The following is a 12,956-nucleotide window of genomic DNA, read 5'->3' as shown; positions in this document are numbered from 1 at the left end:
ACCTCCCGCTCATGTCCCGGCATGTCGCGATCGTCACCGATTCCACGGCCTACCTGCCACCCCGGACGAGGGAGCGGCACGCCATCACGACGGTTCCGCTGACCGTCGTCATCGGCGACCGTGCGCTGAAGGAGGGCACCGAGATCTCGGCCCGGTCCCTCGCCGAGGCCCTCCAGAAGCGGCGGCCCGTCACCACCTCGCGACCGAGCCCCGAGATCTTCGCCGCGGCGTACCGCGAGGCGGCGGAGGCTGGGGCGCGGGGAGTCGTCTCGCTCCATCTGTCCGCCGAGGTCTCCGGGACGTACGACGCCGCTGTGCTCGCGGCGAAGGACGCCCCCGTGCCGGTGCGCGTGGTGGACACCCGCATGGTCGGCATGGCGCTGGGCTTCTGTGTTCTGGCCGCGGCGGAGGTCGCGGAGGCGGACGGCTCTCTCGACGAGGTGGTCGCGGCGGCGGAGAAGCGCGTCGCGGGGACCTCCGCCTACTTCTACGTCGACACGCTCGACTATCTGCGCCGTGGCGGGCGCATCGGTGCCGCGCAGGCGCTGCTCGGCTCCGCGCTCGCGGTGAAGCCGCTCCTGGAGCTCGACGGCGGGCGGATCGAACTCCGGGAGAAGGTGCGGACGGCCTCGAAGGCCATCGCGCGCCTGGAAGAGATCGCCGTGGAGCGGGCCGGTTCCGGTGCCGTCGACATCGCCGTGCACCATCTCTCCGCACCGGAACGCGCCGCCGTGCTGGCAGACCGGCTCAGGGAGCGGATCCCGGGCATCGAGGAATTCCACGTCAGCGAAGTGGGGGCGGTCATCGGCGCGCACACGGGCCCGGGGCTTCTCGCGGTCGTCGTCTCGCCGCGCTGAACGCCACCCCCCCCCGTACGAGTGACGGAGATATCCACAACCGGAGTCTTTTCCACGGGACTTGGGTGAGCCCCGCACGGGGCGGTCGTGGTCTCTACCGTCACGAGCATGGCACTTCGTACACGTATCGCATCGATCACCACCGGAGTCGCGGACAGGCCGGGGGCTCCGACGAGCGGGCCCGGGAGGGCGGCGGGTTCGGACGGGCGCAGCCGTCCCGGAGGACGCGGCGCGCCTCCTGGGCGGGCTCGGAGGCGCGCCAGGGTGCGCCCGGTCTCGGAGGTGCCCGGAGCCGTCGTGCGGCGGCGGGGGGAGGCCCTCTTCCCGCCGACGGCACAGCCGTCGCCGTCGCAGCCGGCTGTGGGGCGGTCTGAGACGCCGGAGGCGCCGGAGCGTGGTTCTCCGGTACGGGCTCGGGAGCGGCTGGCGGCGGTGTTACGGGAGCGGACTCCGCTGTGGGTGCAGACGCGGTGCGGGCTCGAACCGAGGACGCTGGCCGCGCTGACCGTGATTCTGCTCGTGGCCGCGGGCCTCGCCGGCGGGTACTTCTGGACGGGGCGGCCGGAGCCGGTAAGGGCCCCCGAGATCGTCCGTGCCGCCCCCGCGGCGGCCACGCCCGCCGCATCCGTGGCACGGGCCGGGCCGGGGAGCGAGCAGGGTCCCGGGCTCGGGGCGGCGGCTGGGGCGAAGGTGGTCGTCGACGTCGGCGGCAAGGTGCGCAGGCCCGGAGTGCTGACCCTGCCCGCGGGCTCGCGGGTGGCGGACGCGCTGCGGGCCGCGGGCGGGGCGGAACCCGGGGCCGATCTCACCGGGATCAACCGGGCCCGCGTCCTCATGGACGGCGAGCAGGTCCTGGTCGGGCTGCCGGGGCTGCCGGTCGGCGGTTCCGGTCCCGGTTCCGGGGCCGGTGGGCCGGGGCCGCCGCTGAGTCTCAACGCGGCCACCGTGGAACAGCTCGACACCCTGCCCGGCGTCGGTCCTGTCCTCGCGCGGCACATCGTCGACCATCGCACGGAGCAGGGCGGCTTCCGGTCGGTGGCCGAGCTGCGGGAGGTCAACGGCATCGGGGAGCGCCGGTTCGCCGACCTCGAACCGCTGGTCCGGCCGTGAACCGGGCCGGGACGGAGGGGCCGGCCGATCTGCGGCTCGTTCCCCTAGCGCTGGCGGCCTGGGCTGCCGCGGCCTGCGCCGTGGGCGTCGCAGGGTGGTGGACGGTGGCCGGTGTCACGCTCTGCCTGTTGGGTGCGGTCGCCCTGCTGGCTCCGGGCCTGGCTCGGAGGTTCGGCGGTGCGGGGGCTTCCCGGGGCGCCTCAGGAGGGGAACCGGACGTGCCGGGGGCCTCTCCGGTGTCGCCGGGGTGGCGGTTGCGGGCGACCGCGTGCGCGGGGGTCCTGCTCTGTGCCGCGGCCGGGGCGACCTCGGCAGGGCTGCACGCGGCGGATCTGCGGCGCGGTCCCGTACCTGCCCTGGCGCGGGAGTACGTCCGGGCGCAGATGGAGGTCACCGTGACCTCCGATCCGCGGCTCACCCGGCCGCGGGTGCGGGGCAACGCGATGGCGCCGGTCTCGGTCGTCCTCGACGGAGAGGTGACCCGCGTCGAGCGGTCGGACGGTGCGGCGCACCGGACGCGTACGCCGGTGCTGCTGATCGTGCCGCCGGGGGAGGGCCGGGAGGAGTGGCTGCGGCTCCTTCCCTCGACCCGACTGCGGGTCGGAGCGCGGCTGTCGCCGCCGCTGCGCTCCGGCGAGCCGTTCGCCGCGGTGCTCAAGGTCGACGGGGAGGGTCCGCCGCGGATCGTCGGTCCGCCGAGCGGTCCGCAGCGCACGGCGGGCGAGCTGCGCGCCGGGCTGCGGAGAGCGACCGAGGGGCTCGCTCCGGACGCGCGGGCCCTGCTGCCCGGGCTGGTCGTCGGGGACACCTCCAGGATCGGCCCCGAGCTGAGGGAGGCCTTCGAGGCCACCGACCTCACCCATCTCCTCGCGGTCTCCGGCAGCAATCTCTCCGTCGTCCTGCTCCTGCTCGTCGGGCGTCCCGGGCGGGCGCACCAGGTGGAGCGGGGCGGGCTCGCTCCCAGGCTCGGTCTCTCGCTGCGGGCGACCGCGTTGGCCGGGGGAGCGCTGACGCTGGCCTTCGTGGTCGTCTGCCGACCCGATCCGAGCGTGCTCCGCGCGGCGGCCTGCGGACTCGTCGTCCTCCTGGCGATCGGCACCGGGCGCCGGAGATCGCTGATCCCCGCGCTGGCCACCGCCGTCCTGCTCCTGGTGCTCTACGACCCGTGGCTGGCGCGGAGTTACGGGTTCCTGCTCTCGGTCCTGGCCACCGGGGCCCTGCTGACGGTCGCTCCGCGGTGGAGCGAGGCGCTGCGGCGGCGCCGGGTGCCGGGGCGGCTCGCGGAGGCGCTGGCGGCGGCCCTCGCGGCGCAGGCGGTGTGCGCGCCGGTCGTGGTGGTCTTCGCCGCCCGGGTGAGTCTGGTCGCGATTCCGGCGAATCTCTTCGCCGAACTGGCTGTCGCGCCCGCGACGGTGCTCGGCTTCGCCGCGCTGGCCCTGGCGCAGGTGTGGGAGCCGGCCGCGGCGGGGACGGCGTGGGTGGCGGGATGGCCGGCCGGGTGGATCGCGGGGGTGGCCCGCGCGGGCGGGGAGCTGCCGGGCGCCCAGCTGGCCTGGCCCGGTGGGTGGTGGGGCGGGCTGGCCCTCGCGCTGCTCACGGGTCTCGTGCTGCTCGGGGCGCGCAGACTGCCGTACCGGGGATGGATCGCCGCGCTCGTCGCCGGGCTGCTTCTCCTCGTGGTCGTTCGGCCGGTGCCGCTGGCGCGGTGGGCCACCGGGTGGCCGCCGCCGGGCTGGGTGTTCGCGATGTGCCAGGTGGGGCAGGGGGACGCGACGGTGCTGGCGGCGGGCGGGGACGCCGCCGTCGTGGTGGACGCCGGCCCCGATCCCGTACCGGTGGACCGCTGTCTGCGGGAGCTCGGGGTGCGGCGGGTGCCGTTGCTGGTGCTCACGCATTTCCACGCCGACCACGTGGCAGGGCTGACGGGGGTGCTGCGGGGGCGGTCGGTGGGGGCGATCCAGACGACGGGGCTCGAAGAGCCGCCCGCCCAGGCCGCGTTCGTGCGGCGGACCGCAGCCGCCGCAGGGGTGCCGTTGATCCGCGCGGGGCCGGGGGAGCGGCGGAGGATCGGGGTCCTGGAGTGGCGGGTGCTGTGGCCGCCGGCGGGTTCCGGCGGATCGGCCGGTGGGGCGAACGACGCCAGTGTCACGCTCCTCGTCCGCGCTGCCGGTGGGCTGAGTCTGCTGCTCCTCGGTGACCTCGAACCACCGGCACAGCGCGCGCTTCTGAGGAGCAGTCCGGGGCTGGGCCCGGTGGACGTGCTCAAGGTCGCCCACCACGGGTCCGCGCACCAGGACCCGGGGCTGATGTGGGCGGCGCGGCCGCGCCTCGCGCTGGTGTCGACAGGGCGCGACAACCCGTATGGACATCCGTCGCCCCGGACCGTGGAGGCGTTGCGGGCCGGCGGGGCGCGGGTGCTGCGGACCGACGAGGACGGGGCGATCGCGGTGGTGGGTGCGGGGCGCGGGCTCGTGGCCGTACCGAGGGGCGGTGAGCCAGCGGAGTGAAGGGGGCGAGTCGATGTAAAGAAATCCTTGTAAAGGAATCTTTCTAAAGATACCTTTTCATCATGCCGGAGACCAGCGAACCGCGACCCGAGGGCGAGCAGCCCCGCAGTATCCGCCTCACCGACCCGCGCGCCCTGCGGGCCTACGCCCACCCCCTGCGGATGTCCCTGGTGGGACTGCTGCGCAGCAGCGGCCCCTTCACCGCCACCAAGGCCGCCGAGCTGACCGGCGAGTCCGTGGCCAGCTGCTCCTACCACCTGCGGATGCTCGCCAAGTACGGCCTCGTGGAGGAGGCGCCGGGGGGCCGGGGGCGGGAGAAGCCCTGGCGGGCCACCGCCCGGTACACGGAGCGGCCGGAGTACAGCGAGGACGCGACGGTCGCGGAGGCCGCCGACGCGCTGACGGTCGCCGTCGCCGAGCGCTACTTCGAGCGGGTCACCCGGGCCATGGAGCGCCGGCACACGCTGTCGAGGGAGTGGCGGGAGGCCGAGCAGTTCGGTGACTCCCTGCTCTTCCTCACCCCCGAGGAGCTGACCGACCTCGGAGAGCGGATCGACGGACTCCTCCGCCCCTTCGAGGGGCGCGAGTCCGACCCGTCCCTCAGGCCCGAGGGCGCCCGCGCCGTCGGCATCCTGCGGATCGCCTACCTGGATCAGGAAGTCCCCCACCGCCAAGAACACGAAGAGGAGTGAGCGAGATGGCCCTCGTGGAACGCATACCGGCACTGCTGCGCGAGCGGACCTTCCGTCGCTACTGGACCGGGCAGACCGTCTCGCTCGTCGGGGACCAGATCTCGCTCATCGCCATCCCGCTCGCCGCCGTCCTGATCCTCGGAGCCGACGCCGCCGAGATGGGCTGGCTCAAGACCGCCGAACTCCTCCCCGCCCTCCTGCTGAACCTGCCGCTCGGCGCCTGGGCGGACCGGCAGGCCCGTCGCAGACGCGTGATGATCCTGGCCGACCTCGGGCGGGCGGCACTGATGCTGACGCTCCCGGTGGCCTACGCGCTCGACGCGTTGACGCTCGGTCAGCTGTACGCGGTGGCCTTCGGGATCGGCGCGCTCACCGTGCTCTTCGAGGTCTGCAACGCCACGCTCCTCGTGGCACTCGTCCCCACCGAGCGGTACGTACAGGCGAACTCGCTGGTCAACGGAAGCCGCTCGATGTCCTGGCTCGCGGGACCCGGGATCGGAGGCGTCCTCGTACAAGTCCTCACCGCGCCCTTCGCCCTGGTCGCCGACGCCCTCACCTATGTGGTGTCGGCCGGCTACCTGGCCCGGGTCAAGGCGGTCGAACCTCCGCCGGCCGCCGTGGTCAAGGGTCACTTCACCGAGGGGATGCGCTGGGTGGTCCGGCACCGTTCGATGCGCGCGCTGTTCTCCGCGTCCGGCACGGTCCAGTTCTTCAACTACATGTTCCACACCCTCTTCGTGCTCTACGCCACCGCCGAACTCGGCATCGGCGCCGGACTGCTCGGCCTGATCCTCGGAGCCGGCGCGGTGGGCGGCCTCATCGGGGCCGCGTGCAGCGGAGCGGTCGTCCGGCGGATCGGCATCGGCGCCTCGCTCGTCACCGGCTTCCTCGGGTTCACGCTGCCCCTGCTCCTGATACCCCTGGCCGACGGGCCGCTTCCGCTGGTGGTGGCCGTGTTCTTCGCCGCGGAGTTCCTCTCCTGCGCCGGGGTGATGATCGTGGACATCGCCGCGGGATCGTTCCAAATGGCGGCGATCCCCGATGCGATACGGGCCCGGGTCATGGGCGCGTATCGCACGCTCAACCACGGCTTCCGTCCCCTCGGCGCACTCGCCGGAGGCCTGCTCGGCACCGCGATCGGGCTGCGCCCGACGCTGTGGATCGCCACCGGCGGAGCCGTCCTCGCCGTGCTCTGGCTGTTGCCCTCGCCGCTGGCGCGCATGCGTGAACTGCCCGCGAGGGAAGAGGAGTCGACCCCCGTCGGGGCGTCGTGACCATCGGGGAAGAGGGAGACTGCCCGCATGAGTGACGCAACGGATGCCCCCGTCCTGACGGCCCCCACCCCGGCTGCGCCCGCCCTCGCCGCGCCCGCCCTCCCGGACGCGGGTGCCTATCTGGCGCGGATCGGCGCGCGGCGGCCCGCGCGGGCCGACGCCGACGCCCTGCGCGAGTTGCATGTGCGGCACCTGCTGAGCGTGCCCTTCGAGAACCTCTCGATCCATCTTGGCGAGGACATCGTCCTGGACGAGAAGTCGCTGGTCGACAAGGTGGTCGGCGGCCACAGGGGCGGCTTCTGCTACGAGATCAACACCACGTTCGCGGTCCTGTTGCGAGGGCTCGGCTACCGGGTGTCGCTGCTCCAGGCGCGCGTCGTCGACGCGGAGGGGAAGCTCGGGATCCCGTACGACCACATGGCGCTCCTCGTGGAGACCGCCGACGGGGAGCGGTGGCTGGCCGACGTCGGCTTCGGCGACCACAGTCACTACCCGCTGGCCTTCGACGAGCGCGGGGACCAGGCGGACCCGGGCGGCCGTTTCCGCGTCCAGGAGGCCGCAGACGGCGATCTGGAGGTGCTGCGGGACGGGAAGCCGCAGTACCGGCTGGAGGTGCGGCCCCGCGAGCTCGCGGACTTCACGGCCGGGGCCTGGTACCACCGGACCTCACCCGACTCGCACTTCCCGCGGTCCCTCGTCTGTTCCCTGCTCACGGAGGAGGGCCGGATCACCCTCAGCGACCGGAAGCTGATCACCCGCGCCCACGGGGAGCGCGTCGAGCGGGTACTCGACGGGGACGAGGAGGTGCGGGGCGCGTACCGGGATCTGTTCGGCATCGTGCTCGACGAGCTGCCGGTCGTCGCGCAGCCGAATCCCTGAGGCGGAGTCGCTGGACGCATCGCTGGACGCATCGCTGAACGAATCGCTGAACGAATCGTTGGACGCGTCGCTGAAGGGGGTCGCCGAGAGAGGAGCCTCAATTCGGACCCCCGGTAACACTTTGCTCGTTTGCCTCGAACGCCTCATCAGTGATCGAATGCGGCTTCGTTGCATAGTGAACGAGTCATGCGGGGGTGCGTGAAGAATGTTCGATCGTCTCTTCGGGAAGCGGGCGGCGGGGGCCGCGCGGGGCGGCCCGCTCGCCGGTCTCGCGGTCCCGGCCTCGGCGGGCGTGCTGACCTGCCGGGTCATCGACCCCGTACACGAACCGGTCCGGCGGGCCGAGTTCGTCCTCAGCGACGCCGCCGGACGCAAGGTGCTGGGCGGGGAGACCGACCCGTACGGCACGGCGCTCGCGACCGTGCCGGCGGGCGAGTACCGGCTCGCGGTCACCGCCGAGGGCTACACGCCGTACCACGGCAGCGCCGTCATCACCGAGGGCGGACACACGGGCATCGGCGATGTCCTGCTCCAGATCGCGCCGCAGCCCCAGCTCCCGGAGCCGGGCGACTGGGAGATCGACCCGACGCACTCGCAGATCGGCTTCACCGCCCGCCACATCGGCCTCGCGCGCATCCACGGCCGGTTCAACAGCTTCGCGGGCGCGGTGCGGATCGGCGACCGCATGGAGCGGTCGGCGATGCACGTCGTCATCGACGCGGCCTCCATCGACACCGGGGTGCAGATGCGCGACGACCACCTGCGCTCGGGTGACTTCCTCGACGTCGGCGCGTACCCGACGCTGGAGTTCTCCAGCGAGCGCTTCGTCCACCGGGGCGGCAGCCGCTGGGCCGTCACCGGGGCGCTCACCCTGCACGGGGTCAGCCGCACGGTGACGCTCGACACCCAGTACCTGGGCCTCGGGAGCGGCCTGGAGGGCGAGACGCGCGGGGCCTGCCGGGCCACCACCGAGCTGCACCGGGAGGACTTCACCCTCACGTGGCAGACGCTGCTCGCGCGCGGGATCGCGGCCGTCGGGTCCAGCATCAGCATCGACCTCGACATCCAGATCGTCCCGAAGCGCGCGTAGTGACGGGGCCTCCAGCGTTACGGGGCCTCCAGCCAGCCCTCGTGCTCGGCGGCGAGCTCGTCGAGCGCCGCCGCGTCGAGCCGGCCGTCCGGGTCCTCGACGACCACCAGCCACTGGGCGTCCTCGGCGTCGTCCTCCCCGGCCAGGGCGTCCCGGACCAGTTGAGGGGCCTCGGTCACGCGGAAACGGTCGGGAAGTTCCTCGGCGACCTCCTCGGCGGCGTCGCGGTCGGGGAGTACCAGTACGTGTCGTCGTTCGCTCACTCGGCCATTCTCGGGCATGGCGGTCGGGCGTAGCTGTCGGGTGCTGGTGCTGTTGTCGGGTGCTGTTGTCGGGTACGGCCGTTGCGGCCGTCGGGCATGGCTGTCAGTGGCCCGTGGGATGCTGGATCGCGATGGCCACCAGAAAGACTTCCCCCGACGACCTCCTCGGCCCCGTGACGCTCGCCGTGGGGCAGGAGGACCTGCTCCTCGACCGCGTCGTCCAGGAGGTGGTGGCGGCCGCCAGGGCCGCCGACGCCGACACGGACGTGCGCGACCTCACCTCCGACCAGCTCCAGCCCGGGTCGCTGGCAGAGCTGACCAGCCCCTCGCTCTTCTCCGAGCGCAAGGTCCTGGTCGTGCGGAACGCGCAGGACCTTTCCGCCGACACGATCAAGGACGTCAAGGCCTACCTCGACGACCCGGTCGAGGACATCTCGCTCGTCCTGCTCCACGCCGGCGGCGCGAAGGGCAAGGGCCTGCTCGACGCCGCACGCAAGGCGGGGGCGCGGGAGGTGGCCTGCCCGAAGACGACGAAGCCGGCGGAGCGGCTGACGTTCGTACGGCAGGAGTTCCGGGCGCTCGGGCGCGCGGCGACGCCGGAGGCCTGCCAGGCGCTGGTGGACTCGATCGGCAGCGACCTGCGGGAGCTGGCGTCCGCGTGCGCGCAGCTGACGGCGGACGTCGACGGGACGATCGACGAGGCGGTCGTCGGGCGCTACTACACCGGCCGCGCGGAGGCCTCGTCCTTCAACGTGGCCGACCGGGCTGTGGAAGGGCGTGCGGCGGAGGCCCTGGAGGCGCTGCGCTGGTCGCTCTCGACCGGGGTGGCGCCGGTGCTCATCACCAGTGCGCTCGCGCAGGGCGTACGGGCGATCGGCAAGCTCTCGTCGGCGCGGGGCGGGCGGCCGGCGGATCTGGCGCGTGAGCTGGGCATGCCGCCGTGGAAGATCGACCGCGTGCGGCAGCAGATGCGGGGGTGGACCCCGGACGGGGTGTCCCTCGCGCTGCGGGCGATCGCGGCGGCGGACGCGGGGGTGAAGGGCGGGGGCGACGATCCGGAGTACGCCCTGGAGAAGGCGGTGGTGGCGGTGGCGCGGGCGGCGCGGCTGCGGAGGTAGGGGCGGGGCCGGGTGCGGGTGTGTTGCGCCGGGACGGTTGAATCCCCCACCCCGCCCCTTCCCGAAACCCTGCCGGGGGCTGGTGGGGGCTGGTGGGGGCTGAGGTCCCCCGGGGCTGCGCCCCGGCCTCTGCGGCGGCTCCGCGCCGCGCACGGTTGGGCTGCGCACGGTTGGGCTGCGCCCCTGCCCCCGTCGCGGCTGCCCGCCCGCATGGCGCCCACCGGTGTTGCTGCCGCCCCTGGTGAGGCCTCTGCCTGGATTCTGCTGCCGCTTCACCCGGGATTCTGGGCCGCGCACCCCGCAGCGGCTTCGCGCCGCGCGGGCGGTTTGGCATCGTGCCGGTGGGGCTGTAGCCCCGGCCCCATGCGGCGGCTCGGCGCAACCGACTCGGTTGGGCTGCGCCCCGACCCAACGCGGCGGCTTCGGCCGCCCCGGTTGGGCTGCGCCCCCGATCCCTGCGGTGGCTTCGCGCTGCGCTGGGTTGGGCTGCGCCCCCGCCGCGGTGGCTTCGCGCTGCCCCGGGGTGCGTGTCCGGTGGGGGCTTCGTGCCGCGCCGCTTGGGCTGCGCCCCCTGCGGTGGCTTCGGGCCGCGCCCGGCTGCGCCCTGGCCGTGGCGCCGCCTCCGGTGGTTGCGCGGCAAAGTTGTGTGGGGGTGCGGCGAAGGCCCCGGCGGCTCCTGGGGTGGAGGCGGCGGGGCCTTCGGCGTAAAGCTGGGTGGGCTCGCACCCGCGTGGCGAACGCGTCCGCGTGCGAGTCCTGGTGGTCGGGCGGGAGCGGGAGAGAGGGCCCGCTGGGTCCCGTACGACCGTTACATCAGAGCTCAGCCCTGGAGGGAGGAAGCCTTGATCGCCAGCGCCGACTTCTTGTTGGCGGCGGCGTTCTTGTGGATGACACCCTTCGAGACAGCCTTGTCGAGCTGACGCGAGGCGGCGCGAGTGGCAACGGTGGCCTTCTCGAGGTCGCCGGCGGCGACAGCCTCACGGGCCTTGCGGATCGCGGTCTTGAGCGACGACTTGACGGCCTTGTTGCGCAGGCGCGCCTTCTCGTTGGTCTTGTTCCGCTTGATCTGGGACTTGATGTTCGCCACGAAAGAGCCTTTACAGGTTCGATGTTCCTTCTGGAGTGTGACTCGCAGCTGAGAGGGCACACGAGGCACAGCTGTCCACAGTATCAGTCACTCTCGGGGCCGCCCAAACCGGGCGCAGGGCGGTGGGCATGGGACCATGGAGCCTACGTATCGATCCGACATCGCCCCGAGACGAGACCCTGCGTGCCCGCGACTCCTACCAACGTGCCCGAGCCGAGCCGTACCGACCCGGCTCTGATCCGCAACTTCTGCATCATCGCGCACATCGACCACGGCAAGTCCACGCTCGCCGACCGGATGCTCCAGCTCACCGGTGTGGTCGACCAGCGGCAGATGCGTGCCCAGTATCTCGACCGGATGGACATCGAGCGGGAGCGCGGCATCACGATCAAGTCCCAGGCGGTCCGTCTGCCGTGGGCCCCGACCGATGGGCAGGGTGAGGGTCGCACGCACATCCTGAACATGATCGACACGCCGGGGCACGTCGACTTCACCTATGAGGTCTCGCGTTCGCTCGCGGCCTGTGAGGGCACGGTCCTGCTGGTCGACGCGGCCCAGGGCATCGAGGCGCAGACCCTGGCCAACCTGTACCTGGCGATGGAGAACGACCTCACGATCGTTCCCGTCCTGAACAAGATCGACCTGCCGGCCGCCCAGCCGGAGAAGTTCTCCGAGGAGCTCGCCAACCTCATCGGCTGCCAGCCGGAGGACGTCCTCAAGGTCTCCGCGAAGACCGGTGTCGGTGTCGACGCGCTGCTTGACCGGGTCGTCCGGGACGTCCCCGCCCCGATCGGCGTCGCCGACGCCCCCGCCCGCGCGATGATCTTCGACTCCGTCTACGACTCGTACCGGGGCGTCGTGACGTACGTGCGAGTCGTCGACGGGCAGCTCAACAAGCGCGAGCGCATCAAGATGATGTCGACCGGCGCCACCCACGAGCTCCTGGAGATCGGCGTCTCGTCCCCCGAGATGACCGCGTCCGACGGTCTCGGCGTCGGCGAGGTCGGCTATCTCATCACCGGCGTGAAGGACGTCCGCCAGTCCAAGGTCGGTGACACGATCACCTCCCTGCACAAGGGCGCGACCGACGCGCTCGGCGGCTACAAGGACCCCAAGCCGATGGTGTTCTCGGGCCTCTACCCGCTGGACGGCTCGGAGTACCCGGACCTCCGCGAGGCCCTCGACAAGCTCCAGCTCAACGACGCCGCGCTCGTCTACGAGCCGGAGACCTCCGCCGCGCTCGGCTTCGGCTTCCGCGTCGGCTTCCTGGGCCTCCTGCACCTCGACGTGATCCGTGAGCGGCTCGAGCGCGAGTTCGGGCTCGACCTGATCGCCACCGCCCCCAACGTGGTCTACCGCGTGGTCATGGAGGACGGCAGCGAGCACACGGTCACCAACCCGAGCGAGTTCCCCGAGGGCAAGATCGATGCCGTGTACGAGCCCGTCGTACGCGCCACGATCCTGGCCCCGAGCGAGTTCATCGGCGCGATCATGGAGCTGTGCCAGACCCGTCGCGGCACCCTGATCGGCATGGACTACCTCTCCGAGGACCGGGTCGAGATCCGCTACACCCTCCCCCTCGCCGAGATCGTCTTCGACTTCTTCGACCAGCTGAAGTCCAAGACGCGCGGTTACGCCTCCCTCGACTACGAGCCCACGGGCGAGCAGGCCTCCAGCCTGGTCAAGGTCGACATCCTGCTGCACGGCGACAAGGTCGACGCCTTCTCCGCCGTCACCCACAAGGACGCCGCGTACGCCTACGGTGTGCGGCTCGTCGCCAAGCTGCGCGAGCTCATCCCGCGCCAGGCCTTCGAGGTGCCGATCCAGGCCGCGATCGGCTCCCGGGTCATCGCCCGCGAGACCATCCGCGCCATCCGCAAGGACGTCCTCGCCAAGTGCTACGGCGGTGACATCTCCCGTAAGCGGAAGCTGCTGGAGAAGCAGAAGGAAGGCAAGAAGCGCATGAAGATGGTCGGTTCGGTGGAGGTGCCGCAGGAGGCCTTCATCGCCGTCCTGTCGAGCGACGAGTCCTCCAGTAAGAAGAAGTAGCCGGTCGGTGAGGAGCGGCAGCGAGTAGCT

11 protein-coding genes are annotated in these 12,956 nt (G+C 72.5%); 9 read left to right on the top strand and 2 right to left on the bottom strand.

The features are described 5' to 3' along the window. Window positions 1-11: 11 nt before the first annotated feature. The 7 genes from ACFWWU_RS16330 (at window position 12) to ACFWWU_RS16300 (ending at window position 8,409) form a co-directional block, all read left to right on the top strand. Window positions 12-857, top strand: coding sequence for a DegV family protein (locus ACFWWU_RS16330; protein ID WP_384145121.1), 846 nt, complete (start codon window positions 12-14; stop codon window positions 855-857). Window positions 858-1,316: 459 nt separating this feature from the next. Beyond that, the gene (locus tag ACFWWU_RS16325) at window positions 1,317-1,967 is read left to right on the top strand and encodes a helix-hairpin-helix domain-containing protein (protein ID WP_384145118.1); all 651 of its coding nucleotides are present in this window, start codon (window positions 1,317-1,319) and stop codon (window positions 1,965-1,967) included. After that, window positions 1,964-4,474, top strand: a complete 2,511-nt coding sequence (locus ACFWWU_RS16320) for a ComEC/Rec2 family competence protein (protein WP_384145115.1) — start codon at window positions 1,964-1,966, stop codon at window positions 4,472-4,474. The genes ACFWWU_RS16325 and ACFWWU_RS16320 overlap by 4 nt, the downstream gene beginning before the upstream one ends. Window positions 4,475-4,536: 62 nt before the next feature. Further along, on the top strand, window positions 4,537-5,166 hold the full coding sequence (locus ACFWWU_RS16315; RefSeq protein WP_384145112.1) for a winged helix-turn-helix domain-containing protein: 630 nt from the start codon (window positions 4,537-4,539) through the stop codon (window positions 5,164-5,166). A gap of 5 nt (window positions 5,167-5,171) precedes the next feature. Beyond that, entirely contained in the window at window positions 5,172-6,440 is a 1,269-nt protein-coding gene (locus ACFWWU_RS16310) for an MFS transporter (protein WP_384145110.1), read from the top strand. A 27-nt stretch (window positions 6,441-6,467) separates the two neighbouring features. After that, the gene (locus tag ACFWWU_RS16305; RefSeq protein ID WP_384145107.1) at window positions 6,468-7,319 is read left to right on the top strand and encodes an arylamine N-acetyltransferase; all 852 of its coding nucleotides are present in this window, start codon (window positions 6,468-6,470) and stop codon (window positions 7,317-7,319) included. A 205-nt stretch (window positions 7,320-7,524) separates the two neighbouring features. Further along, entirely contained in the window at window positions 7,525-8,409 is an 885-nt protein-coding gene (locus ACFWWU_RS16300; RefSeq protein WP_384145104.1) for a YceI family protein, read from the top strand. 17 nt (window positions 8,410-8,426) lie between these two features. Here the strand turns inward: ACFWWU_RS16300 and ACFWWU_RS16295 are convergent, their stop codons facing one another. Continuing rightward, window positions 8,427-8,690 (bottom strand): hypothetical protein, encoded by a 264-nt coding sequence (locus ACFWWU_RS16295; RefSeq protein WP_384145101.1) that lies wholly within the window; start codon window positions 8,688-8,690, stop codon window positions 8,427-8,429. 113 nt (window positions 8,691-8,803) lie between these two features. On the opposite strand from ACFWWU_RS16295, the gene holA reads away from it, so the two are divergent. Then, entirely contained in the window at window positions 8,804-9,790 is a 987-nt protein-coding gene (holA, locus tag ACFWWU_RS16290) for a DNA polymerase III subunit delta (RefSeq protein WP_384145098.1), read from the top strand. Window positions 9,791-10,610: 820 nt separating this feature from the next. On the opposite strand, the gene rpsT is transcribed toward holA, so the two are convergent. After that, window positions 10,611-10,877 (bottom strand): 30S ribosomal protein S20, encoded by a 267-nt coding sequence (gene rpsT / locus ACFWWU_RS16285; RefSeq protein WP_384145095.1) that lies wholly within the window; start codon window positions 10,875-10,877, stop codon window positions 10,611-10,613. Window positions 10,878-11,060: 183 nt separating this feature from the next. Between rpsT and lepA the strand changes: the two genes are divergently transcribed. Beyond that, a complete protein-coding gene (gene lepA / locus ACFWWU_RS16280; protein WP_384145092.1) occupies window positions 11,061-12,926 on the top strand; it encodes a translation elongation factor 4 in 1,866 nt (621 codons plus the stop codon). The last annotated feature ends 30 nt before the right edge of the window (window positions 12,927-12,956 follow it).

Origin of the sequence: Streptomyces sp. NPDC058650 (assembly GCF_042717315.1) — a bacterium.
In the GTDB taxonomy this organism is placed as follows: Bacteria; Actinomycetota; Actinomycetes; order Streptomycetales; family Streptomycetaceae; genus Streptomyces.
The sequence above is the reverse complement of the archived record's forward strand: the minus strand, read 5'-3'. Positions and strand labels throughout refer to the sequence as shown.